Origin of the sequence: Myceligenerans salitolerans (assembly GCF_017349295.1) — a bacterium.
In the GTDB taxonomy this organism is placed as follows: domain Bacteria; phylum Actinomycetota; class Actinomycetes; order Actinomycetales; family Cellulomonadaceae; genus Myceligenerans; species Myceligenerans salitolerans.
In genome coordinates, this window is sequence record NZ_JAFMPK010000049.1 from 103683 (window position 1) to 127428 (window position 23746).

A 23746-nucleotide genomic window follows, 5' to 3' on the forward strand; every position below is an offset into this window, starting at 1 on the left:
CGGCATGCTGGAGCCGTGGCACCGGGCCGCGTTCCATGAGCTCGTCTCCGTCAGCGGCGGCCGGCACAGCTACATGATGCACGTCGGCCTCGGCTGGGCACTCGCCAGGATGCCGCTGCCCCTCTGGCCCGACCTGCGCCGCGTCGACCCGATGATCGGCCCGCTCGTCCTCGACGGCTACGGCTTCCACGAGGTCTTCTTCCACACCGCTCAGGTCCTCTCCGAGAAGACCGTCCTGCGGAACCGCGGACTGTCGCGGAAACGGGGGCCGTTCCCGTTCGACCGGTGGCCGGGCCCTCGTGAACAGGGGATCCAGCAGCTCATGCAGGGCGTGGGCCGTGGCCTGTGGTTCGTGAGCGGCGGGTCACCCGCCCGCCTCGACACGATCATCACGTCCTTCGCCGCCGACCAGCGGGGGTCGATGTGGGCCGGCGTCGGCCTGGCCGCCACCTACGCGGGAGGCCGGGACGCCGAGGCCCTGCACGAGCTCCGGGAGGCGGCCGGCACCGACCTGGCATGGCTGCGGCAAGGGAGCGCCTTCGCCGCCGAGGCCCGGCACCGGGCCGGCACCGTGACCGCCCACACACCCGTGGCGGTACGGGTGCTCTGCGGCACCGACCTCGACGACGCCGTCAACGCCTGCGCGATCACCCGGCCGCCGGGCCAGCGGGCCGACCGAGGGGACTGGTCCGTCTACGAGGAGTGGCGGCACCGCCTCGCGGAGCACCTGGCGCGGTCGGACCGGGCAGCGCACGCCGACGCCGACCCGAGGCCGGTGTGACATGACCCTGCAACCGACCAGCCCGGCGGGGGTCGAGCACGCCGGCCCCGCGGCCACCGGCGACGGGCCGCTGGCGCTCGGCGCCGGCGCCACGGCGCGGGTGCTCTGGGCGCTGACCCGTCATGACCGGGTCGACCGCCTGGTCGACCAGGTCGAGTCGCACCCGCACGGTGTACTGCTGCGTACGCCGTTCGGCGCGATGCTGATCACGGCCACGCCGTCGGCGACGAAGCATGTCCTCGTCACGAACGCCGCGGCCTACGAGAAGGGACTGGGGCAGTCGCACGCGCGGCAGATCATCGGCGACGGCCTGCTCACCGCGGAGGGCGACCACTGGCGCAGGCAACGACGAGACGCCTCCCGGCCGCTACGCGCCAAGGAGGTGGAGGGCCATGCGGCGGCCATCGCGGGTCACGCCGACCGGTCCGTCCGCCGGCTCTGCTCCGCCGAACCTCCGTCCCTGCCGATCGCGCTGACGGCCTACACCCTCGACTGCCTGGCCGAGACCATGGGATTTCCCTCCCCCTCGGCGGAGGACATCCACGAGGCGTTCGACGCCGTCCAGGACGAGGCGATCTTCCGCAGCATCGTCCAGGGCCTGGTTCCCATCGCGTTGCGCCCGCGAAGCAACCGGCGGGTCCGGGCCGCCCTGCGGACTCTGTCCGCGGCGTCGGCGACGGCCCTGTCGGGCTTGCGCCGGAAGGAGGCGTGGGCTCGGCCCGAGGGGATGATCAGCCTGTTCCTCGCCGGCTACGAGACGACGTCGAGCACCCTGACCTGGGCATCGACGTTTCTCGCCGCCCGGCCCGGGCTGCAGGAGACGCTGCGTGCGGAGGCGGAACGGGTGTTCGCGGGAGAGACGCCGACCGCGGCGCACGTCGGAGAACTGGAGTGGGCGAACGCGGTCTTCAAGGAGACCCTGCGACTGCGGCCACCGGTCTGGCTGATCAGCCGCCGAGCGGTGGCGGCCGATGTCGTCGACGGGGTCGAGCTCGCGCCGGGCGACGAGGTGCTCATCCTGCCCGGCGCCGTCGGCCGACGCGTCGAGAGCCCGGACGAGTTCCGTGCCGAACGCCACCTCGACGCACGTGCCGGTGTGCCGTCCCTGGCGTTCGGTGCGGGTCCCCGCGCCTGTCCGGGCGGGGCACTGGCCCAGACCGAGGCCGTGATCTGGCTCGCCACCGCCGCACGGCACCTGTTCCTGGAGTTCCGGCCGGGCGTCCCGACCACCCCGAACGCCCGGATGTCGCAGTCGCCCCTCGAGCCCCTTCCGGTGACCGCCGTGCCTCGCGGCGGTGCGGACGCCCGGTGACCGGTGGGACGACATCGCGTGCCCCCAACGGGATTCGAACCCGTACTTCGCCGGGTTTAAGCCGGCTGCCTCTACCAGTTGGGCTATGGGGGCGTCGGCTCAGAGCCTAATCGGCCGGAGCCGACGCCCGCGCCATGCCTACTTCCCGGCGGACGCCGTGACCTTCTGCACCACCTTCTCCTTCGGCTTCGGCGGCGGCACGGCGGCGGCGCGGAACTCGTTGCGCGGGTCGTGCAGCGAACCGAGGGAGACGAGCTCGCGGCCCATGAGGAACTGCCCGACCCAGCCGATGAGGATGCGGATCTTGCGGTTGCCCGTCGGCATCGCCATGACGTGGTAGCCGCGGTGCGCCAGCCACGCGAGCGGGCCGCGCAGCTTCAGCCAGCCGAACAGCTCGGCGACGCCCTTGTACAGACCGAGCGACGCCACGACCCCGAGGTTCTTGTGCTCGTAGTCCTGCGGCTCGCGGCCCTTGTACTGCGCGACGATGTTGTCGGCCAGGCGCTTCGCCTGACGGATCGCGTGCTGAGCGTTCGGCGGGCAGAACGAGCCCGGGTTCACGAGGTCCGGAACGGCGGCACAGTCTCCCGCGGCCCAGGCGCCCTCGACGACCTCGCCGTCCTCGGTGACCACCTGCAGCGCCGGCGTGACGGCGACCCGGCCGATCTTGTCCACCGGGAGGTCGGAGTGCTCCTTGATCACCGGGTTGGCCCTGACCCCCGCGGTCCACACGATGGTGTCGGAGTCGAACTCGACCCCCGTCGAGGTCACCACGTGCCCGCCCTCGCACGACGACAGGAAGGTCTCGAGGTGGAACTCGATGCCACGCTCCTTCATCGTGTCGAGCGCGTAGAGGCTCATCGGTTCCGTGACCTCGGGCAGGATGCGGCCCGTGCCCTCGATCATGACGAAGCGCAGGTCCTCGGGCGAGATCGTGTCGTACTGACGGGTCGCGTACCGCGCCATGTCCTCGATCTCGGCGAGGGCCTCGATGCCCGCGAAGCCGGCGCCGACGAACGTGAAGGTCAGCATCCGGGTGCGCAGTTCCGCGTCCCAGGTGGAGGACGCGACGTCGAGACGGTTGATCACGTGGTTGCGGACCGCGATGGCCTCTTCCACGTTCTTGAAGCCGATGGCCGTCTCGGCGAGGCCCGGGATGGGCAGCGTGCGGGAGACGGATCCCAGCCCCACGACGAGCTCGTCGTACGAGACCTCGTAGGGGTCGCCCTCCTCGGGCGTGATCGTGACGTGCTTGCGCCCGTGCTCGATGGCCGTGACCTTGCCCTGCAGCACGTCGACGCCCTTCAGGGCACGACGGTGCGGCGCGACGACGTCGCGCGCGTCGATGGAACCGGCACCGGCCTCGGGCAGGAACGGCGCGTACGTCATGTACGGCCGGGGGTCGACGACGACGATCGCCGCCTCCCGCTTCTTCAGCTTCTTGCGCAGGCGGCGCGCCACATAGAGGCCGACGGACCCTCCGCCGAGCACCAGGATCCGCGGCACCTTGCGCGGACGGGGCGAGGTAGCCGCGGTCTGGGCATGGCTGACCGAGGTCAGGTCGTTCTGAGGCATGACTCTCAGACTACCGCGCGCCAACTCACTCACATCCCCGTGTCCACCGGCTCTCGCCGTGACACGCGACACGGTGAGGTCGCGGTAACACGTCAGGCAAGCGACAACGCGATCCCGTCCAGGATGTCGTGCTCACTCGTCACCACGTCCGTCAACGTCCCGCCGGCCGCCACCACCTCGTGCACCACCCTCTCGACGACCTCCGACCAGACGAGCGCACCCGCGGCGATGACGTCGACCCGCCCGGGATGCAGGAAGCCCATCGCCCGGCGCTCGTCACGCGAGGACGTCAGCAGCGCCTCGCACGAGGCGAGAACGGTCCTCACCGGCAGCTCGGCACCGCCGACGCGGCCACGGTCGTACGCCGTCAGGCCGAGCGCGTGCGCGGTGACCGTGGTGATCGAGCCCGCGAGGCCCACCAGCGTCCGGGCCTTCGCGACCGGGACCACCCGGGTGGCGACGTCCAGAGCCGCCCGGACGTCCGCCCGAGCGGCCGCCACCTGGGCCGGCGTCGGCGGTCCCTCCGGCGCGGCCACCGCGCCCCGCGGCGGCAGGGCGGCGCCCGCGGAACTGCCCTCCGCGACGGCTGCCGTCGTCGCGCCCGCCTCGACGCGGGCCCCCGGCAGGAAGTGGCGCTCGGTCAGGCGCACCGATCCCACGTCCATGGAGTGCGCGGCATCCACGCGGTCCTCGCCGAGAACGAGCTCCGTCGACCCGCCGCCCAGGTCCACCACGAGGAACGGCCCGGGATGCGTCCGGGCCACGGCACTCGTGGCACCGCGGAACGACAGCGCCGCCTCCTCGTCGCCCGAGACGACCTCGACGTCCACCCCGAGGACGTCCCGCACACCGGAGAAGAACTCGTCCCGGTTCCGCGCGTCCCGGGTGGCCGACGTGGCCACGAACCGCACCTTCGCCGCCCCCAGCGCCTCGATCGCCTCCGCGTACCGCCGCGTCGCCGCGACGGTCCGTGCCAGGGCCTCCGGGTGCAGCTCACCGGTGCGGTCGACGCCCTGCCCGAGCCGCACGATCTCCATGCGGCGGTCGAGCTCGGTGAGCCCGCCGGCGTCGTCGACGTCCGCGACGAGCAGACGGATCGAGTTGGTGCCGCAGTCGATGGCGGCGACGCGGGATGTCATGGATCGGGCTCCTCAGGAGTCGCTCGGTGAGTCGCAGGACGGGGCGCGGGAGGTCAACAGGTGCAGCGGTCCGGACGCCAGTCCTCCCGGGCCAGCTCCAACGCCTCGTCGCCCAAGGGGTTCACGCCGGCCCCCGCGGCGAGCGCGTGGGCCATCAGGGCGTGCAGGCACTTCACCCGCGTGGGCATCCCGCCCGCGGAGATGCCGTCGATCTCCTCGACGTGGCCGAGCTCCTCACGCCGCGCGATGTAGTGCTCGTGTGCCGCGCGGTGACGCGCGGCCAGGTCCTCGTCCTCGCCCAGCCGCTCGTTCATCTCCTTCATGACACCGTTCGCCTCGAGGCGCGACGCCGCCGCGACGGCTCCGGGGTGCGACAGGTAGAACGTGGTGGGGAACGGCGTTCCGTCGGGCAGGCGCGGCGCGGTCCGCGCGACGAGGGGACGCCCGCACACGCAGCGCGCCGCGATCCCCACTACGCCCCGCGGCACCCGCCCGAGCTGCTCCTGGAGCACGGCGAGATCCTGCGGGTCGACGGTCTCGGAACTCACGGCGGCACTCTCACTCACCCGCTCATTCTCCCCCACTCGCGCGGGCCCTCAGCCCGAGTCGGCGATGCGGAGCGAGTCCCAGAGCGTCGTGTACCACGGGGTGTCCTCGTCCTGCTCCTCGCGCGGGGTTCGCACGGGGCCCGGCTCCGGCTCCTCCTCCTGCACCGAGTCGCCGTCGAGCGTCCGCCAGGGGGTGTCGCCCGGCATGACGAAGCGCAACCGGGTCCGTGCCTGCTCGATCACGTACGACCGGTCGTCCCACCGCGCCAGCTCGTTCTCCAGCGCGGCCTTCTGCTCCTGCTGCTCGGACAGCTCCTGCCGCAGGTCCGACAGCTGCGCCTGCTGCGTCACCACCGCCCGTACCGTCGGCAGCAGCAGCACGACGGCGAGCAGGACGACCACCGACAGCACGAGCGCCCGCACCGTCAGGACCTCGGGCACCGCGAACCCGTAACGGGACCTCTGCCTCTGCGACCGTGTGGGCCGGGTCCTGCCACCGTTCGCCGGCGCACTCGCGTCCGCGGTACGGCGCGGGCGGGGCTGCGGGGGCCGCTTGGCGCTGCCCGGCCCGCGCTGCGGGCTCCTCGAGCCGCCCGACGACGTCGGCCGCCGGCCGCCCGGGGCACCGCTGCCCTTGGCGGCGCCGGGCGCGGACACCGTGGACCTGTCCGAGGCTCTCGTCGCGGACGGGGGACGCTTACGGCCGGCGCCGGACGCCGGGGGCGCGGGTTCTCGCCCGGGGGTCTTCGCCCCCTTCGTCTTCTCGGAGGCAGGCCGACCACCGGGGGCGGCCTTGGTCCCCGGAGCGTCGCCGCCACCTGCCGCCCTCGTCGTGGGGTCGTCGGCCGGCTGCGGCCGGGCAGCCGGACGGCGCCGCCCCGGACCGGACGGCGACGCGGGGCGACGAGAGGAGGACACGCCATGATTGTGCCGACCCGGACCGCGCTGATCACGACATTTCGAGCGGCGCGCCGTCCGCCGGTCTCCCGGCGGACGCGCCGTGTTCCCGGCCCGGGCACGATGCGGGCGCCGACGGAAGTGGTTCCGTCGACGCCCAGGCCGTGCTCGGCGGGCAGGCGGCTCGCGGACCACCCGGAGGCCCGGGCGGGTCCCGCGGGCCGGTCTCAGCCCTGGAAGCGGGGGAACGCCGTGCGGCCGGCGTAGACACCGGCGTCGTCCAGGGCGTCCTCGATACGCAGGAGCTGGTTGTACTTGTTGATGCGCTCGCCGCGGGCCGGGGCGCCGGTCTTGATCTGGCCGGCGTTGGTGGCCACGGACAGGTCCGCGATGGTGGTGTCCTCGGTCTCGCCGGAGCGGTGCGAGGTCATCGTGGTGAAGCCGTTGCGCTGGGCGAGCGTGACGGCGTCGAGCGTCTCGGTCAGCGTGCCGATCTGGTTGAGCTTGACCAGCAGCGAGTTGGCCGACTTCTCCGCGATGCCGCGGGCCAGGCGCTCCGGGTTGGTGACGAACAGGTCGTCGCCCACGATCTGCACCTTGTCGCCCACCGACTCCATGAGGGCCGACCAGGCGCCCCACTCGTCCTCGCTCAGCGGGTCCTCGATGGAGACGAGCGGGTAGTCGGACACGAGCTGGCCGTAGTAGTCGACCATCTCCTCGGTCGACTTCTTGCCGCCCTCGAAGGAGTACGAGCCCTCGGCGAAGAACTCCGTGGAGGCGACGTCGAGCGCGAGCGCCACGTCGGAGCCCGCCGTGTAGCCGGCCTTCTCGATCGCGACGAGGATCAGGTCCAGCGCCTCGCGGTTGCTCGCGAGGTTCGGCGCGAAGCCGCCCTCGTCACCGAGGCCCGTGGCGAGGCCCTTCTCCTTCAGCACCGACTTGAGGGCGTGGTAGACCTCGGCGCCGGTGCGCAGCGCCTCCTTGAAGCTCGGGGCGCCGATCGGCGCGATCATGAACTCCTGGATGTCCACGTTCGAGTCGGCGTGCGAGCCGCCGTTCAGGATGTTCATCATCGGGACGGGCAGCACGTGCGCGTTCGGACCGCCGACGTAGCGGAACAGGTCCAGGCCGGACGACTTCGCCGCGGCCTTCGCGACCGCGAGAGACACGCCGAGCACCGCGTTGGCACCGAGGTTGCCCTTGTTCGGAGTGCCGTCGAGCTCGAGCATCGTCGCGTCGACGATGCGCTGCTCCTCGGCGTCGTACCCGATCAGCTCGGGGGCGATCTGGTCGTTCACCGCGGCGACGGCCTGCTCCGTGCCCTTGCCCAGGTAGCGGCTCTTGTCACCGTCACGCTTCTCGACGGCTTCGAACGCGCCCGTCGACGCGCCCGACGGCACGCCGGCACGGGCATACGTCCCGTCGTCCAGGACGATCTCGACCTCGACGGTCGGGTTGCCGCGCGAGTCCAGGATCTCGCGTGCTCCAACGGCTTCGATGCTAGCCACGGGTTCTCCTCGATCAGGTTGTTGCTCGGAGGTTACGGCCCCCAGCCTATGGGCAAGCCCGGCCCCTCGTGATAACCCGGACCGACCAGCGGACACGGGGCCGTGCCCCGGGCGGGACAGGGGCCCGGGTCCCGTGCGGGGCACGGGCCGGGTCCCGTGCGGACCGACGCCGATGAGTCAGGCGTGTCCACGTCGTCCACCCCACATGACCATCCACGCCCTGGCCCGCGAGCTCGTCGCGGGCGCGAACATCGGACACCTCGCCTCCCTGCTGCCGGACGGGTCGCCGCACGCCGTCCCGCTGTGGGTCGACTGGGAGGGCGACCGCCTCCTCTTCCTGACCGGACCGGACAGCCGCAAGGCACGCAACGTCACGGCCGACCCGCGCGTCGCCGTGTCCGTGCTCGACTCCGCCACACCGCTACGTGGCGCCTGGCTGCGCGGGCGCGTCGTCCGCACGGTCGACGGGGACGACGGCTGGGCACTCGTCGACCGGCTCTCGGCGAAGTACACCGGCGGGCCGTACCCGCGCGACGCGGGCGCGCGCAACGCCTACCTGGTCGACGTCATCGCCTCGGGCGGAATGGACTTCACCGCCGAGAGCTGAGGGCGCGGCGGGCGCGCGGCGCGGGGACGCCGCGCGTCCCTCCGACGCCCGTGCCGCGCGTCCCTCCGCCGCCCGCGAGGGGATGCGTACCCGGGTCAGGCCCTGGCCGGCTCCCCACGTCAAGACCTGGCGGCTCCCCGGTCAGGACCTGGCCGACTCCTCGGCACGCACCTGCGCCTCCAGGGCCCGGCTCACGGCACGCATCGCCTGTTCGGCGTCGATCCCGTCCGCCTCCGCCCGCCGCACGACGTCGAGCAGCTCCACCCCGTAGTGCCGCGCCAGCTCACCCGGCGCCCCCGGGGCACCCGTCGCCGAGCGAGACACCGACTCGTCCCTGCCCGGTCGCGGGGCATCGCTCTCGTCGTCGTCCGGCAGCGCCCTGGCCTCGTCCGGCGATGTGATGTCGTCGTCCGGCAGCGTGATGTCCGGCAGGCCGCCGTCGAACAGCTCGGCGAACCCCGCCTTCGTCGCCCGCGACACGACCTGCTGTGCCCGGGCGAGCGCGCCCTGCGCGAGCGGGATGCCCTCCAGCACGGACGCGCGCCGCTTCTCCGCCCGCTTGGCGTCCTCCCAGCCCATGAGCACGTCGTCGACGGAGCGATCCTCACCGTCCGGGGCGAACACGTGCGGGTGCCGGCGTACCAGCTTGTCGGCGAGCTCGCGGGCGACGTCGTCGACCGTGAACGGCTCCGTCTCCTCGGCCGCGATCCGCGCGTGGAACAGCACCTGGAGCAGCACGTCGCCGAGTTCCTCCCGCATGTGACCGCGGTCGCCGGACTCGATCGCCTCGGCCAGCTCGTGCGCCTCCTCCAGGAGGTACGGCACGAGCGAGGAGTGCGTCTGCCTCCGGTCCCACGGGCACCCGCCCGGCGAGTAGAGACGGTCCATGACGTCGACGGCGCGGCGCAGCTCATCCATGTGTTGATGGTCCCACGGGGCGGACCGCCCGCGCCCCACGCGCCGTACCGGTCCTCGTGACCTCACAGGCTCGCCACAGCGTCACGGCAGGCCGGGTCCAGCGGTCCTCGCGAGCCTCGGCCCCATGTTTCTCACGTACCTGCGCAGGGAGCTGCGCAACAGACGTAAGCAGACGGCCGTGGTCGCGATCGGGCTGGCCGTCGCGATCGCGCTGGTCATGGTGGTCTCCTCCGTGTCGGCGGGAGTGCGGGACGCGCAGGCCGCCGTGCTGGAGTCCGTCTACGGCGTCGGCACGGACATCACCGTCACGCAGACCGCCGAGCCCGGCGAGGGCGGCGGCTTCGGTCCCCGCCGGTTCGACTTCGGCGCGGAGGACGGCGAGGCCACCGAGGACGGCACGCGGCAGCTCGCGCAGGAGCGGCTCACGACGACTCCCGGGACGACGTCGTTCGACGCCGGGACGCTCGACACGGTGAGCGGCCTCGAGAACGTCTCGGGGGCGGCCGCGACGCTCGAACTCACCAGCACGAGCTTCTCCGGCGAGATGCCGGACCTCGAACAGCTCGGCGAGGGCGGCGGGATCGCGGTCGCGCCCCGGGCCGGCGCCGGGGGTGGCGGCCAGGGTGGGCCGTCGTCGTTCGAGATCGACCAGCAGACCGTCACCGGCATCGACCCCGCGGCGGCCGCGGTCGGCCCCCTCACCACGACCGAGGTCGCGGACGGCCGCGCCTTCGAGGCGTCCGACGCCGGCCAGGACGTCGCCGTGCTCGACGCCGTCTACGCGGAACAGGAGGAGATCGGGGTTGGTGACACCGTCTCGGTCGGAGGCTCCGACGTCGAGGTGATCGGCACGGTGGCCTCGACCACCGGTGAAGGTGTGGAGACGGCGGCGAACGTCTACCTCCCCCTCGACGTGGCCGCCGCGCTCGCCGACCTGGACGCCGAGGTCACGACGCTGTACGTGCAGGTGGACTCCTCGTCGAACGTCGAGGCCGTGTCCGAGGCGATCGCCGCGGAGCTGCCCGACGCCACCGTCTCCACCCAGGCCGACCTGGCCGACGGCGTGTCCGGCTCGTTGTCCACGGCGTCGTCCCTCGTCTCGACGCTCGGCACGTGGCTGTCCGTGATCGTCCTGCTCGCGGCCTTCGGGCTCGCGATCCTGTTCACCGTGTCCGGCGTGAACCGCCGCACGCGCGAGCTGGGCACCCTCAAGGCGCTCGGCTGGTCGCAGCGCCGTGTGGTGGGCCAGATCGCGGGTGAGTCGGTCGCCCAGGGGCTGATCGGCGGCGTCGCGGGCGTGGCGCTCGGCGGCCTTTCCGTCCTGGCGGTGAACCTCTCCGGGATCACGCTGAGCGGCTCCACCGGGGCGCAGGTCGCGCTCGGCGGTGGTCGGCGGATGGGCCAGGCCCTGCCGGAAGGAGCCGGCGAGGCCGCGGCCGGCGGCCCGGCGGGCTTCGGCGGGGGTGCCGGAGGCGGGCTCGCCGGGACGGTGTCCGACGTCGTCCTGCAGGCGCCGGTCTCCGTGTGGGTCGTCGCCGCGGCGGTCGGCCTGGCGGTGCTCGGCGGGCTCGTGGCGGGCGTCGTCGGCGGGCAGCGCGCGGCGCGCCTGCGGCCGGCGGAGGCGTTCCGTTCGCTCGCCTGAGGCCGGTCACCACGTGGCACGGGCCCACGGAACCACGGCACGTCGTCGGACAACGAGAGAAGGCATGTGATGTACCAGATCGAGAAACTGACCAAGACCTACACCCAGGGGAAGCGGACCGTGCACGCGCTGCGCGACGTGTCCCTGCGGATCGAGGACGGCGAGCTGCTGTCCATCCAGGGACCCACCGGAGGCGGCAAGTCCACGCTGCTGCAGGCACTGGGCGGGTTGGACCGGCCGACGTCGGGCAGCGTGGTCCTGGACGGCAAGGACCTGGCCACGATGAACGACGCCGGGTTGACGCGGGTCCGCGCGCGGACGGTGGGCTTCGTGTTCCAGAACTTCAACCTCATCCCGACGCTCACTGCCCAGGAGAACGTCGAGACGGCGCTGGTACCCGCGGGTGCGGCGAAGGCGGACCGGGCGCGCCGGGCGGTGGCCGCGCTGGAGTCGGTGGGGCTGGGTGAGCGCGCCGACCACCTGCCGGGCGAGCTGTCGGGCGGCCAGCAGCAACGGGTCGCGATCGCGCGGGCGCTGGTGAAGGACCCGACCGTGCTGCTGGCCGACGAGCCCACGGGGAACCTCGACGAGGACACCCGCGACGAGATCATCGACCTGCTGGAGGGCCTGTGGAAGGAACAGGGCCTGACACTGGTCCTGGTCACGCACGATTCGGCCGTCGCGGCCCGCAGCCCGCGCCGCATCCGGATCGCGAAGGGGCGGGTCAAGGAGCTGACCGGCCGCTGAGCGGTCGGCACTTTGTCGAGCGGTCGGTTGGTTGTCCGTGCGGTCGGTCCCTCAGGGGACCGACCGCTCGACAACGGACCGACCTCCGCGCGCAAAGGACCGACCACACCGCGGAGAGCCGGCCGCACCGCGCGGAGGACCGGCCGCGGGGTGCAGCGGAGCGACGGTACCGGGGAATCACCCCGGGCCGACTGGCCCCCGTCGCCCGGATGTGGCTACGATCGCGACCAAGCACCCGGACTGCGCAAGGGAGCGCCTCTGATGTTCGATCGAAATCGTTTCACATCTGGAAATCGTTTCACACACCCCCGCACCAGACCCGGCCGTCGCGTGACCGCTGCCGCCACGGCCGCCGCACTGGCACTCACGGGCACCGCGGCGGCCCTCGCCATGACGTCACCGGCCGCCGCCGCACCGGTCACGATCACCGAGGCCGACTTCACCGACGGCACCACCGGCGCCTGGACCGCCTCGGGGAGCGCCACGCTGAACGTGGTCCCCGACCCGGACGACGCCGGCAACAACGTCCTGTCCATCACTCGCGCCGCCGACTACGAGGGCATCCAGTCCCCCACCGGCATCTTCGAGGCGGGCGCCACCTACGACTTCTCGATGCGCGCCCGCATCGCCCCCGCGGCCGACGGCGAGACCCAGCCGGCCTCCACCGGCGTCCGCTTCGTCATGAAGCCGGACTACGACTGGATCGGCAACACCACCATCACGTCCGAGTGGACCACCGTCACCGGGTCCTTCACCGCGGCGGCCGACGCCGATCCCACGGCCCTCCAGGCGTACCTCGGCACCACCGACCAGGACGGCCCCTACACGATCATGGTCGACGACATCCTCGTGACCAGCGAGGACAGCGGAAATGACCCGGGCACCGCCCCCGGCGGCGCGATCAACCCGGTGCCCACGCCCGCGTACCTCGCGGACGGCACGGGCGACGTCTCCGCCCTCACGTTCGACGACGGCCCCAACCCGGGCACGACGCCCGCGCTGCTGGACTTCCTGGCCGAGCACGACCTCTCCGCCGTGTTCTGCGTCATCGGCCAGAACGTCCAGGCCGACGGCGGCGCCGAGATCCTGCGCCGGATCGTGGACGAGGGCCACGTGCTGTGCAACCACTCGACCGGCTACGCCGACATGGGTGGTTGGTCCGCCGACGAGGTGCGCGCGGACATGGTCGAGAACCTGCGGATCATCCGGCAGGCGCTCGGGAACCCGAACCAGAAGGTCCCGTTCTGGCGCGCGCCGAACGGCTCCTGGGGCGTGACGCCCGACGTCGCCGTCGAACTGGGCATGCAACCGCTGGACGTGCGCAACACGATCGCGGACTGGGAGACGCAGGACGAGGCCGTCCTCACGGAGAACCTGCGCGCGGCGATGGTGCCGGGCGAGCTCGTGCTGGCGCACGACGGCGGCGGTGACCGCTCGGGCACCCTGGCCGCCGTCCGGACCGTGGTGACCGAGCGTCTCGCCGACGGCTGGGAGTTCGTGTTCCCGCAGGGCACTCCCCCGGCGTCGGGCACGGTGCTGACCACCGACTTCGAGGACGGCACGCTCGGCGGCTGGGGACCGCGCAACGGCGCGGACGGCAGCGGCTTCGACGTGGCGGTCACGGACGCCTACGCCCACGAGTCCACGTACTCGGCCGGGATCACGAACCGTGAGAACACGGGTGACGGGATCGGTCTCGACGTGACGGAGGCGCTCCGGGCCGGCGTCACCTACGACGTGTCCGCCTGGGTCCGGTTCGCCGAGGGTGCCACGCCGGGTGATGTCTGGCTCAGCCTCGCGCACACCTCCGGCGGCGAGACCACGTACGACACCGTCGCCCAGTTCGACGGCATGTCGAGCAGCTCGTGGCGCGAGGTCACGGCGACCTTCACCATGCCCGCCGCCGACGACGCCCTGCTCTACCTCGAGACCGCGTACAACGGCGAGAACCTCAGCGACTGGTACGTGGACGACATCGAGATCTCGGTCCCGGAGCCGCCGGTCGTCGAGGACCTCACGCCGATCCACGAGACCACCGACTTCCCGGTCGGCGTCGCGATCGACGCCCGGGAGACGACCGGCCCGGCCGCGGAGCTCACCACCCGGCACTTCGACCAGCTCACGCCCGAGAACCACATGAAGCCCGAGGCCTGGTACGACGACGAGGGAAACTTCCGCCGTCATTCCGAGGCCACGGCCCTCATGGACTTCGCCGCGGCGAACGACCTGAACGTCTACGGGCACGTGCTGGTGTGGCACAGCCAGACGCCGGAATGGTTCTTCCAGGACGACGCCGGTGACCCGCTGCCCGCGGACGCCGCCGGCCAGGAGATCCTGCGCGAGCGTCTGCGCACGCACATCTTCGCGGTCGCGGAGGACCTCGCGGCGGACTACGGGCCCTTCGGCTCGGACACGAACCCGCTGGTCGCCTGGGACGTGGTGAACGAGGTCATCTCCGACAGCGGCGAGTACGACGACGGCATGCGTCGCTCGGAGTGGTACCGGATCCTCGGCGAGGACTTCGTCGACCTCGCGTTCCGCTACGCCGACGAGGCGTTCAACGAGACGTACGCCGCGCCGCCGTCGGACACCGTCCCGGAGCGTCCGGTGACGCTGTTCATCAACGACTACAACACCGAGCAGTCCGGCAAGCAGGACCGGTACCTCGCGCTCACCGAGCGGCTGCTGGCGCGCGGCGTGCCGGTGGACGGTGTCGGTCACCAGTTCCACGTGAACCTGTCGATGCCGGTCGGCGCGCTGGAGACGGCTCTGGACCGGTTCGCCGACCTGCCGGTGACGCAGGCGGTCACCGAGCTGGACGTGACGACCGGGACGCCCGTCACCCAGGCCGCCCTGATCGAGCAGGGCTACTACTACCGTGACGCGTTCCGGGCCTTCCGCGAACGGTCCGGCGACCTGTACAGCGCCACCGTGTGGGGCCTGACGGACGGCCGCTCGTGGCGCGTCGACAGCGGCGCCCCGCTCGTGTTCGACGACGCCTACCAGGCCAAGCCCGCGTACCACGGCGTGGTCGACGGCGAGTTGCCCGCCAAGCTCCGCACGGCGGACGTGTTCGCGGGCGACGTGCCGCTGGACGACGACGCGACCGGCTCCCTGGAGTGGGACAAGCTCCCGCTGCACACGTTCGCGGCCGCCGACGGGAACGCCGCGTTCCAGCTGCGGTGGGCACCCGACCATCTGACCGCCTACGTGTCGGTGGACGACACCACGGCGTCGGACGACGCGGTGACCCTCACGCTGGGCGAGACGGGCTACACGATCGCGCGCGACGGATCCGGCGACGCGGACGCGGTGGTGTCCGAGCGCGACGGCGGCTACGACGTCGTCGTCCGGCTGCCGCTGGAGGCCGCCGCCGAGGGCGACACGCTCGGCCTCGACGTGCGCGTGTCCGACGGCGGCGAGGACGCCGGGGCGTGGAACTCGCCCGGCGCCCTGGGCACGCTGACGCTCGTCGAGGAGCTCTCGTACACCCGGATCCCCGGGACGGCGACCGCGCCGGTGATCGACGGTGCGGCCGACGCCGCGTACGACGCCGCCGAGCCCGTGGTCACCGCCAAGTCCGTCGAGGGCGAGGACGGCGCCGAGGCCACCGTGTCGACCACCTGGCACGGCAGCACGCTGTACGTGCTCGCGGAGGTCGCCGACCCGGCGATCGACGTGTCGGGCTCGGACCCGTGGATCCAGGACTCCGTGGAGATCTACGTCGACGCCGGCAACGCGAAGAACGGCGGCTACCGCGCCGACGACACGCAGATCCGGATCTCGGCCGAGAACGTGGTGTCGTTCGGTACCGGCGACGAGGCGGACCAGGCGGCGCGGCTGACGTCGGCCGTGCGGCAGGTCGAAGGCGGCTACGTCGTCGAGGCCGCTGTCGACCTGCTGGAGTACGGCGGAGTCGGCACGTTCCACGGCCTGGACTTCCAGGTGAACGACGCCACCGACGGCGCCCGGACCGCGATCCGCAACTGGGCCGACCCGACCGGGGCCGGCTACCAGTCCACGGCGCACTGGGGCGTGGGCCGGCTCGTCGAGGCGCCGGGGATCCGGAACACGGAACCGCCGGAGATCACCGGGACGGCACGTCCGGGCAAGACGCTCACGGCCGAGCCCGGCGAGTGGTCGGTCGACGATGTCACGTTCACCTACCAGTGGCTGCGTGACGGCGAGCCGATGGCCGGGCACCCCCACCCGAAGCACTCGGGAACCGGCAAGACCTACAAGGTCAAGCCGTGGGACGCCGGGCACGAGCTGACCGTGGAGGTCACCGCCGAGGCCGAGGGCTACGACCCGGTCGCCGTCACCTCGGAGCCGGTCACCGTCCGGCATCCGAGCCCCTGGCAGTGGGTCTGGGGCTGGCTGGCGCCCTTCTGGCACTGGCCCTGGCGCTGACGCCGCCGCTCCCCGAGCTGCCGAGGTAGCGGGCCGCGCGATCGCCCCGCTACCTCGGCACCGCACCACCGCCCAGGCGGCGGCCCGTTCGGCGGGCCGCCGCCTCGGCGTCACGCCACCCAGGCCGGCGTCACGCGCACCGTTACCCAGCTTTTACTTGCATTAGTGCGTACTCATGCCAAAGTTACCGGTATGGCGCAGATCACCACCAGGATCACCGCGACCGCCGGCGTGGCCGCCGTCGCACTCACGCTCGCCGCCTGCAGCCCGAGCGACACCGACGGCGGTGACACCGACGGGCCGGTCACCCTGGAGACCTGGATCAGCCAGGACATGGAGACCCTGTTCCCGGGCGACGCGGGCAGCTACGACAACATCAGCGTGCTCGACGTGGTCTACGACGGCCTGGTCCGCTACGACCCGGAGACCACCGAGCCCTACAACTACGTCGCCGAGTCCATCGAGCCGGACGAGGACAACACCGTCTGGACCATCACGATCAAGCCGGACCTGACGTTCCAGAACGGCGAGCCCGTCGACGCCGAGGCGTTCGCGCGTTCCTGGAACTACACGGCCGACGGCGACAACGGCCTGTACTCGAACTACTTCTTCGGCATCATCGAGGGCTACGACGAGATGCAGCCCACCACGGACGACGAGGGCAACATCACCGCCGAGGGCGCCGCGGACGAGCTGTCGGGGCTCGAGATCCTCGACCCGCTGACGCTCCAGGTCACCCTTGACGCCCCGTTCGCCGGGTTTGCGACGATGCTCGGCTACACCGGCTTCTTCCCCGTGGCCCAGGAGTGCCTGGACGACGTCGACGCGTGCGCCACGCAGCCGATCGGGAACGGGCCCTTCCGGGTGACGGAGTGGCAGCAGAGCCAGGAGCTGACCGCCGAGAAGTGGGCGGACTACCCGCTGGACGAGACCCCGGCGTACGACGCGATCCACTGGACCGAGTACGCCACGGGCGAGACGTCCGGGTGGGCCGACTTCAAGGCCGGCGACCTCGATCTCTCCTTCCCGCCGACGGCCGAGGTGGAGTCCGCGAGGAACGATCCCGAGCTCGCCGAGCGGTACGTCGAGCGCCCCGGCGCCGCCCTGACGTACCTCGGCTTCTCCGGCTACACCGACGGCCCCTGGAACGACATCGAGTTCCGCAAGGCGATCTCGATGGCGATCGACCGCGAGGGCATCATCGCCTCGCTCGGCAGCGGCCAGGCCACCCCGGCCGACTCCTGGGTGGTCCCGGGCGGTGTGCCCGGAGGCGAGGCCGGGACGTGCGAGTGGTGCGTGTTCGACCCGGAGGCCGCCCGCGCCGCGCTGGAGCGGGCCGGCGGGTGGCCCGAGGGCGAAAAGCTGCAGATCAGCCTGGGTGACGACGACGCCGAGGTGGAGTACTTCACCGCGATCGGCAACTCCATCGAGGAGGTGCTGGGCATCCCGTACGAACTGAACATCTTGCCCTCCACCGACTACTTCACCACGCGCGCGGAGCAGGGCTTCGACGGCATGTTCCGGAACAACTGGTTCCCCGACTACCCGCTGAACGAGAACTACCTCAGCTTCTACGCCTCGGGTGAACCCGGCGCGGGGCACTGGGGCTGGTACAGCGAGGAGTTCGAGGCCAAGCTGGCCGAGGCCGCGGCGGCGCCGTCGCTCGACGAGTCCGTGGCCCTCTACCAGGAGGCCGAGGCCATCCTCGCCGAGGAGTTCCCGACCATCCCGTTCCGCTGGGGCTTCAGCTCCACCTACTACAGCGAGCGCCTGGACAACGTGATCCTCAACCCGTTCTCGGGCGCGCCGATCCTGCGCGAGATCGAGGTCTCGGACGGCTGAGCCGTCACACACCCGACCGACCGCGAGAACCGCACCGAGGGAGTCCATGGGCCGTTACGTCACCAGAAGGGTGCTGCAGGCAGTCGGCACGCTGCTGCTCGTGATGTTCCTGCTGCACCTGCTCACCACGGTAGCCATCCAGCTCAACGGCAACCCGGCGCAGGCGTTCTTCGGGGACAAGGTCGCGTCGCCGGCGCAGCTGGCTGCCGTCGAGCAGCGTTTCGGGCTCGACGATCCCTGTTTCGACCGGGTGGGCGATCCGTGCCTCGGCCCGTTCGCCGAGCGGCTCGGCCAGTACGCGCGCGGCGACTTCGGCACCAACCTGCGCGGCCGCGAGGTGTCCGACATCGTGGCCGCGGCGGCGCCGAACACCCTGCGGCTGTTCTGCGTCGTGCTGATCACCTGGCTGACGCTCGGCATGGTGCTCGGCTCGGTCGCGGCGCGCCGGCGCGGGTCGGCCGGCGACCACGGCATCCGGCTGACCTCGGTCCTCATCGACGCCTTCCCGGTCTTCGTGCTGCTGATCGTCTACCGGTACGTCGTGGCCGTGCCGCTGCACCGGTGGGCCGAGGAGACGTTCGGTGAGGACAGCTGGCCGCCGTACTGGTTCAAGCCCTCCTTCGACCCCGACCATCCGTGGGCCACGGTGGTGGTGCCGGGCATCTTGCTGGGCCTGGCCGGGTCGGCGGCGTTCATCCGCCTGGTCCGGGCCGGACAGCTCGAGTCCTACCAGGGCGACCACGTGCGCACCGCGCGGTCGAAGGGTCTGGCGGAGCGGCACGTCGTCGTGCACCACGTGGTGCGGAACTCGTCGGTGCCGGTGGTCACCGCCGTGGGGCTCACGTTCGCCGAGGCGCTCGGAGGCGCCGTGATCACGGAGGGTCTGATGAACATCTACGGGATGGGCGGCGTCCTGTGGGAGGCCGTCCGGAACGACGACGTCGGGCTCGTGCTGGGCATCGTGACCCTGCTGGCCGCCGTCACCGTGGTGGTGATGATCGTCGTCGACGTCGCCTACGCCGTGCTCGACCCGAGGATTCGCTATGAGTGAGGAAGCCCGGCCGCTCGCCGGGGCCTGGCGGGCGTTGCGGCGCCGCCCCGACACGGTGGCCGCGGCGACCGTGGTCCTGTTCTTCGCGCTGATGGCGGCGTTCCCGGCGCTGTTCACGAGCACGAGCCCCCGGTCGTGCCCCATCCGGGACGCGCGCCTGGACCCGCAGGGCTGGGGAGCGGCGCATCCGCTGGGCACCGACGCCCTCGGGTGCGACGTGCTGGCCACGCTCGTGCACGGTGTCCGGCCGTCGCTGCTGCTCGCCGCCGTCGTCGTCGGTGTCTCGGTCATGATCGGCGTCACGCTCGGGCTGCTCGCCGGGTACTACCTCGGCTGGGTGGACTACCTCGTCTCGCGGGCCGTGGAGGTGTTCCTCGTGGTCCCGCTGCTCCTGGCGGCGCTCCTCGTGCTGTCGCTGTTCCAGGGCGTCGACCTGGGCGCCGGGACCTTCCAGGTCATTCTGCTTCCGGCGGTCGTGCTGATCCTTTTCGGCTGGATGCCGTACGCCCGCTACGTCCGGGCCAGCACCCTGGAGGCGAAGAACCTGGACTACGTCACCGCGGCCCGTTCGCTGGGTGCCTCCGACGTGCGCATCATGGTGCGGCACGTGCTGCCGAACGCGATCGGGACGGTGACGGCGCTGTTGCCCACCTCCGTGGCGGGCGTGATCAGCGCGGAGGCCGTGCTGTCGTTCCTGGGTATCGGGGTGCGGCCCCCGGCGACGAGCTGGGGCATCCAGATCGAGCAGGGCTCCGAATGGGTGACGGGCGGCGCGCCGCACATCCTGCTCGCCCCGCTGGTCTGCCTGGTGGCGACGGTGCTGGCGCTGGTGGTGCTCGGCGACGCGCTGCGGGACGCGCTCGACCCGAGGCTGGCTCGATGACCGGCGCAGCGGCGGTCGACCACGGCGGGCGCACCATCGACGGGCGCCACGGAGCGGAAGGGAGCGACGCATGAGGGTGCGGAAGGCGGGCGGCACCGGGCCCGAGGGGACGGGGCGGGCAGCGGCCGAGCGGGACGGCCGGACGGCGTCGTCGCGCGCTCCCCTGCTCGAGGTGCGCGACCTGGCGGTGGAGTTCCGCACCGCGGAGGGCACCGTGCGGGCGGTGGACGGGCTGTCGTACCGCGTGGACGCCGGGCGCACGCTCGCGGTGGTCGGTGAGTCGGGGTCGGGCAAGTCGGTCTCGTCGCTCGCGGTGATGGGACTGCTGCCCGACGGCGCACGGGTGTCCCGCGGTCAGGTCCTCCTGGCGGGCGAGGACCTGCTGACCCTGAGCCGGCGGGAGCACCGCGACCGGTGCGGGGACCGGGTCGCGATGGTCTTCCAGGACGCGCTGGCGGCGCTCAACCCCGTGCACACCGTCGGATACCAACTGACGGAGGCCCTGCGCGCGCGGCGTGGGCTGTCCCGCAGGGACGCCGCACGCCGGGCCGTGGAACTGCTGGACCTCGTGCGGGTGCCGAACGCCCGTGGCCGGGTGAAGGACCATCCGCACCAGTTCTCCGGCGGGATGCGACAGCGCGTGATGATCGCGATCGCGCTGGCCATGGACCCGGACGTGCTCATCGCGGACGAGCCGACGACGGCGCTCGACGTCACGGTGCAGGCGCAGGTGCTGCGGCTGCTCGCCGAGATCCAGGCCGAGCGGCGGATGGGCCTGGTCCTCATCACGCACGATCTGGGCGTGGTGGCCGGGGTGGCCGACGACGTCACCGTCATGTACGCCGGACGGGTCGTGGAGCGGGCGCCGGTGCGGGACACGTTCCGCGCACCCGCCCATCCCTACACACGCGCGCTGCTGCGGTCGATCCCGTCGGCTGCCTCGGGCGGCCCCCAGGGAGCCGACGCGCGCAGGCCCCGCCTGTCCGTCATTCCCGGCCGGCCGCCGAGCCCGGCCGCGCTCCCGGCCGGCTGCGCCTTCCATCCACGCTGCGACCTGGCGGGCGACCTGTGCCGGTCCGAACGGCCCCCGCTGACCACGGCCCTGACCACGCAGCCGCACGACGACGCGTCGTCGTACCCCCGCGCCTCCGCCTGCCACTTCGCCGCCGAGGTGCTCGCGTCCCACGACGTGCCGGCGGCGGCCTCGGGACGACCCCGGCCGACGGGCCGGCGGGACGCCCGGGAGACCGAGGAGCCCACCGATGCCTGAACCCGTGCTCGAGGTCCGACAGCTCGTCAGGCACTTCCCGGTACGCCGCGGCCTGCTGCGCCGTACCGTCGCCACCGTGAAGGCCGTCGACGGCGTCTCGTTCACGCTCGCCGCCGGGCGCACCCTCGGGCTCGTGGGCGAGTCCGGGTCGGGCAAGTCCACGCTCGCCCGCATGCTCGCGGGGATCGAGCGGCCGACGGCGGGCCAGGTGCTCGTGCACGGTGAGGACGTGGCCCGCCTCTCCCGAGCCGGACGCAAGCGGCTGCGACGCGACGTGCAGATGGTGTTCCAGGACCCGTACACCTCGCTGAACCCTCGCATGTCCGTGGGCGAGATCGTCGGCGAGCCCTTCGCGATCCACCGGATCACCCCGGCCGGCGGGCGCCGCGCCGCCGTGGGCGAGCTGCTCGAACTGGTGGGTCTCGAACCCGGCCACGCGAGCCGCTACCCGCACCAGTTCTCCGGCGGGCAGCGGCAGCGCATCGGCATCGCACGGGCGCTCGCGCTGCGTCCCGGCATCCTGGTGTGCGACGAACCGGTGTCCGCGCTCGACGTGTCCGTCCAGGGCCAGGTGGTGAACCTTTTGCAGGACCTGCAGGAGGAACTGGGCCTGTCGTACCTGTTCGTGGCGCACGACCTCGGGGTCGTGCGGCACATCGCGCACGAGGTCGCGGTCATGTACCTGGGGCACGTCGTGGAACACGGTCCCTCGGGTGACGTCTACGACGACGCCCGCCACCCCTACACGCGGGCGCTCCTGTCGGCCGCACCCGTACCGGACCCGGCGGTGCGGTTCGCCCCCGCGGGGGACGCGGGCAGGGGCGACGGAGCCATCACGCTGGAAGGCGAACCGCCGTCGCCGACGAACCCTCCGGCGGGGTGTGTCTTCCACACCCGGTGCCCGCTGGCACGAGCGCTCGGATCGGAGGCGGCCGACGGCGCCCTCGCCGGGGAGACCGCCGTGCTCACGGGCGAACGGCCCGGTGGCGGGCACCACGTTCCCGAACGGTGCGCGCGGACGGCCCCGGTTCTGGAGCCGCGGGCGGCGTGTCACTTCGCGCGCTCGGTTCCTGCTGCGGTGAAGGTGGAGTCATGACACGTGTGCTGGTGGTCCAGAACTCGAAGGGCTCCGGGCCCCGGCGTCTGACGCGATGGCTCGCCGATGCCGGCGTGACCGCCGACGTCGTCACGGCGTGGGAGGGCCTGCCCCGAACCCTGGACGGGTACGACGGCGTCGTGCTGCTGGGCGGCGGCTATCTCCCCGACGACGACGCGGAGCATCCGTGGCTGCCCGGCGAGCGCGCGCTCACCGCCGAGGCGCTGGAGCGTGCGGTCCCCCTGCTGGGGATCTGCCTGGGGGAACAGCTGCTCGCCCACGTCGCCGGCGGCGAGGTGACCGCGAGATCGGGCGAGACCGAGCGCGGAATGTGCGCGCTGGAGGTCCTGCCGGCCGCGGCGGGAGACCCGATCCTCGGGCGGTTCACCCCCGGAACCCTGTGGATGCTGCAGAACCATGAGGACTCGGTGACCGCGCTCCCGCCGGGAGCGACGCTTCTGGCCACGTCGGCGGAGTGCCGGGTGCAGGCCTTCCGGGTGGGACACGCGGCGTGGGGGCTGCAGTTCCACCCGGAGGCGCCACCCGACGCGATCCTGCGCTGGGACGAAGCCGCACTGGCCGACCAGGGCCTGGACCGCGCCGCCCTCGCGGCGGCCGCGAAGGAGCACGCCGAGGAGAACGAGGCCGGTTCCCGCGCCGTGGTCAGGGCATGGGCCTCGCTGGCGGGTGGTTCGTGATGCCTCGCACGGGAACGCACAGCGACGGCGTGCCGTTCATCGCCTTCCACGTCGCACGGGCCTCGGGGGAGGTGCTCGCCGCCCGTGAGGACGACGTGGTGGTCTACGCCGCCTCGACGGTGAAGCTCGCCGTGCTCGCCGCCACCGCCCGCGAACTGGACGCCGGCACGGCGTCACCGGACGAGGAGCTGCTCGCGACCCGGACCTTCACCTCGCAGGTGCCGGGCGCCGGCACCTTCACGATCGAACCGGACGACGTCGACCCGGGCCTTCCTCCGGACGGCACGCCCATGCCGTTGGCCGACGTCGCGGAGCGGATGGTCGTCGTCTCCTCCAACGAGGCCACCAACATGCTGATCGAGCGGGTCGGCTTCGAGGCGTGCAACCGGGTGCTGTCGGACGCGGGCTGTGCGGACTCGGTGCTGAGCCGCCTGTACTCCGACCTCGCCGCGGCCGGAGCCGGCCCCTCGCACCGCGTGACCGCGCGCGACCTCGCCCGGCTGATGAGCGCCCTCGTCACCGGGCGGCTGGCGAGCCACGGGCGGACGGCCTGGATGCTGGAACTCCTGTCCCGCCAGACGGACCGCCAGCTCACCGCGGCGTTCCCGGAGGGCGCGGTCTTCGGCTCCAAGTCCGGTTGGGTGGACGGAATCCGGCACGACGTGGCGTTCCTCGGTGGCCCGGGCCCCGACGCCCTCGTGATCGCCGTGTGCACGCGGGGCTACGAGAACCCGGACGCGGAGGAGGCGCTCAAGGCGCTCGGCGCGATGGCCTCGGTGATGAGCCGCCCGACCACGGCTGGCCCGTAATGACCACCAAGCT

The 23746-nt window shown here is 72.5% G+C and carries 19 protein-coding genes and 1 tRNA gene; 13 read left to right on the forward strand and 7 right to left on the reverse strand.

The window, feature by feature from the left end; all coding sequences use genetic code 11:
- Together J0911_RS19640 and J0911_RS19645 are read left to right on the forward strand one after the other, a co-directional pair.
- Positions 1-781: DUF1702 family protein (locus J0911_RS19640; RefSeq protein ID WP_207277202.1), on the forward strand; the 781-nt coding region annotated here is incomplete at its 5' end.
- 1 nt (position 782) lies between these two features.
- Positions 783-2093, forward strand: coding sequence for a cytochrome P450 (locus tag J0911_RS19645; protein WP_207277203.1), 1311 nt, complete (start codon positions 783-785; stop codon positions 2091-2093).
- 19 nt (positions 2094-2112) lie between these two features.
- Here J0911_RS19645 and J0911_RS19650 read toward each other — a convergent pair.
- From J0911_RS19650 to eno, 6 genes are all read right to left on the reverse strand, one after another.
- Positions 2113-2186 (reverse strand) — tRNA-Leu (locus J0911_RS19650).
- Positions 2187-2231: 45 nt separating this feature from the next.
- Positions 2232-3668 (reverse strand): NAD(P)/FAD-dependent oxidoreductase, encoded by a 1437-nt coding sequence (locus J0911_RS19655; protein WP_207277204.1) that lies wholly within the window; start codon positions 3666-3668, stop codon positions 2232-2234.
- Between the two features lie 92 nt (positions 3669-3760).
- On the reverse strand, positions 3761-4807 hold the full coding sequence (locus J0911_RS19660; RefSeq protein ID WP_207277205.1) for a Ppx/GppA phosphatase family protein: 1047 nt from the start codon (positions 4805-4807) through the stop codon (positions 3761-3763).
- 53 nt (positions 4808-4860) lie between these two features.
- Positions 4861-5355: a DUF501 domain-containing protein gene (locus J0911_RS19665; RefSeq protein ID WP_207277206.1), complete on the reverse strand. Its 495-nt coding sequence runs from the start codon at positions 5353-5355 to the stop codon at positions 4861-4863.
- A 48-nt stretch (positions 5356-5403) separates the two neighbouring features.
- Positions 5404-5796 (reverse strand): FtsB family cell division protein, encoded by a 393-nt coding sequence (locus tag J0911_RS19670; protein ID WP_207277207.1) that lies wholly within the window; start codon positions 5794-5796, stop codon positions 5404-5406.
- A gap of 683 nt (positions 5797-6479) precedes the next feature.
- Complete coding sequence (gene eno / locus J0911_RS19675; protein ID WP_207277208.1) at positions 6480-7760, reverse strand: phosphopyruvate hydratase; 1281 nt, start codon at positions 7758-7760, stop codon at positions 6480-6482.
- A gap of 205 nt (positions 7761-7965) precedes the next feature.
- On the opposite strand from eno, the gene J0911_RS19680 reads away from it, so the two are divergent.
- Positions 7966-8367: a PPOX class F420-dependent oxidoreductase gene (locus tag J0911_RS19680; RefSeq protein ID WP_207277209.1), complete on the forward strand. Its 402-nt coding sequence runs from the start codon at positions 7966-7968 to the stop codon at positions 8365-8367.
- Between the two features lie 141 nt (positions 8368-8508).
- Here J0911_RS19680 and J0911_RS19685 read toward each other — a convergent pair whose 3' ends face one another.
- Positions 8509-9285, reverse strand: coding sequence for a nucleoside triphosphate pyrophosphohydrolase (locus tag J0911_RS19685; RefSeq protein WP_207277210.1), 777 nt, complete (start codon positions 9283-9285; stop codon positions 8509-8511).
- Between the two features lie 124 nt (positions 9286-9409).
- Here J0911_RS19685 and J0911_RS19690 point away from each other — a divergent pair, with 124 nt between their 5' ends.
- The 10 genes from J0911_RS19690 (at position 9410) to J0911_RS19735 (ending at position 23733) form a co-directional block, all read left to right on the forward strand.
- A complete protein-coding gene (locus tag J0911_RS19690) occupies positions 9410-10927 on the forward strand; it encodes an ABC transporter permease (protein WP_207277211.1) in 1518 nt (505 codons plus the stop codon).
- Between the two features lie 69 nt (positions 10928-10996).
- Complete coding sequence (locus J0911_RS19695) at positions 10997-11674, forward strand: ABC transporter ATP-binding protein (protein ID WP_207277212.1); 678 nt, start codon at positions 10997-10999, stop codon at positions 11672-11674.
- A 330-nt stretch (positions 11675-12004) separates the two neighbouring features.
- The gene (locus J0911_RS19700; RefSeq protein WP_207277213.1) at positions 12005-16084 is read left to right on the forward strand and encodes an endo-1,4-beta-xylanase; all 4080 of its coding nucleotides are present in this window, start codon (positions 12005-12007) and stop codon (positions 16082-16084) included.
- Between the two features lie 192 nt (positions 16085-16276).
- On the forward strand, positions 16277-17926 hold the full coding sequence (locus tag J0911_RS19705; RefSeq protein ID WP_207277214.1) for a peptide ABC transporter substrate-binding protein: 1650 nt from the start codon (positions 16277-16279) through the stop codon (positions 17924-17926).
- A 46-nt stretch (positions 17927-17972) separates the two neighbouring features.
- Positions 17973-18977: an ABC transporter permease gene (locus J0911_RS19710; protein WP_207277215.1), complete on the forward strand. Its 1005-nt coding sequence runs from the start codon at positions 17973-17975 to the stop codon at positions 18975-18977.
- Positions 18970-19860, forward strand: a complete 891-nt coding sequence (locus J0911_RS19715) for an ABC transporter permease (protein ID WP_207277216.1) — start codon at positions 18970-18972, stop codon at positions 19858-19860. Before J0911_RS19710 ends, J0911_RS19715 begins: the two co-directional genes overlap by 8 nt.
- Positions 19861-19930: 70 nt before the next feature.
- Positions 19931-21130 (forward strand): ABC transporter ATP-binding protein, encoded by a 1200-nt coding sequence (locus J0911_RS19720; RefSeq protein ID WP_207277217.1) that lies wholly within the window; start codon positions 19931-19933, stop codon positions 21128-21130.
- Positions 21123-22226 carry an ABC transporter ATP-binding protein gene (locus J0911_RS19725; protein ID WP_207277218.1) on the forward strand — a complete coding sequence of 368 codons (1104 nt, stop codon included), beginning with the start codon at positions 21123-21125 and terminating at the stop codon, positions 22224-22226. The genes J0911_RS19720 and J0911_RS19725 overlap by 8 nt, the downstream gene beginning before the upstream one ends.
- Positions 22223-22924, forward strand: a complete 702-nt coding sequence (locus tag J0911_RS19730; RefSeq protein WP_207277219.1) for a type 1 glutamine amidotransferase — start codon at positions 22223-22225, stop codon at positions 22922-22924. The genes J0911_RS19725 and J0911_RS19730 overlap by 4 nt, the downstream gene beginning before the upstream one ends.
- Positions 22924-23733, forward strand: a complete 810-nt coding sequence (locus J0911_RS19735) for a serine hydrolase (RefSeq protein WP_207277220.1) — start codon at positions 22924-22926, stop codon at positions 23731-23733. The genes J0911_RS19730 and J0911_RS19735 overlap by 1 nt, the downstream gene beginning before the upstream one ends.
- The last annotated feature ends 13 nt before the right edge of the window (positions 23734-23746 follow it).

Excerpts from the sequence above, each read along its gene's own strand:
- J0911_RS19695 (WP_207277212.1), top strand. The coding sequence starts at position 10,997 with ATGTACCAGATCGAGAAACTGACCAAGACCTACACCCAGGGGAAGCGG.
- J0911_RS19685 (WP_207277210.1), bottom strand. The coding sequence starts at position 9,285 with ATGGATGAGCTGCGCCGCGCCGTCGACGTCATGGACCGTCTCTACTCG.
- J0911_RS19735 (WP_207277220.1), top strand. The coding sequence starts at position 22,924 with ATGCCTCGCACGGGAACGCACAGCGACGGCGTGCCGTTCATCGCCTTC.
- J0911_RS19660 (WP_207277205.1), bottom strand. The coding sequence starts at position 4,807 with ATGACATCCCGCGTCGCCGCCATCGACTGCGGCACCAACTCGATCCGT.
- J0911_RS19725 (WP_207277218.1), top strand. The coding sequence starts at position 21,123 with ATGCCTGAACCCGTGCTCGAGGTCCGACAGCTCGTCAGGCACTTCCCG.
- J0911_RS19715 (WP_207277216.1), top strand. The coding sequence starts at position 18,970 with ATGAGTGAGGAAGCCCGGCCGCTCGCCGGGGCCTGGCGGGCGTTGCGG.
- J0911_RS19730 (WP_207277219.1), top strand. The coding sequence starts at position 22,223 with ATGACACGTGTGCTGGTGGTCCAGAACTCGAAGGGCTCCGGGCCCCGG.
- J0911_RS19645 (WP_207277203.1), top strand. The coding sequence starts at position 783 with ATGACCCTGCAACCGACCAGCCCGGCGGGGGTCGAGCACGCCGGCCCC.
- J0911_RS19655 (WP_207277204.1), bottom strand. The coding sequence starts at position 3,668 with ATGCCTCAGAACGACCTGACCTCGGTCAGCCATGCCCAGACCGCGGCT.
- J0911_RS19690 (WP_207277211.1), top strand. The coding sequence starts at position 9,410 with ATGTTTCTCACGTACCTGCGCAGGGAGCTGCGCAACAGACGTAAGCAG.
- J0911_RS19720 (WP_207277217.1), top strand. The coding sequence starts at position 19,931 with ATGAGGGTGCGGAAGGCGGGCGGCACCGGGCCCGAGGGGACGGGGCGG.
- J0911_RS19710 (WP_207277215.1), top strand. The coding sequence starts at position 17,973 with ATGGGCCGTTACGTCACCAGAAGGGTGCTGCAGGCAGTCGGCACGCTG.
- J0911_RS19705 (WP_207277214.1), top strand. The coding sequence starts at position 16,277 with ATGGCGCAGATCACCACCAGGATCACCGCGACCGCCGGCGTGGCCGCC.
- J0911_RS19680 (WP_207277209.1), top strand. The coding sequence starts at position 7,966 with ATGACCATCCACGCCCTGGCCCGCGAGCTCGTCGCGGGCGCGAACATC.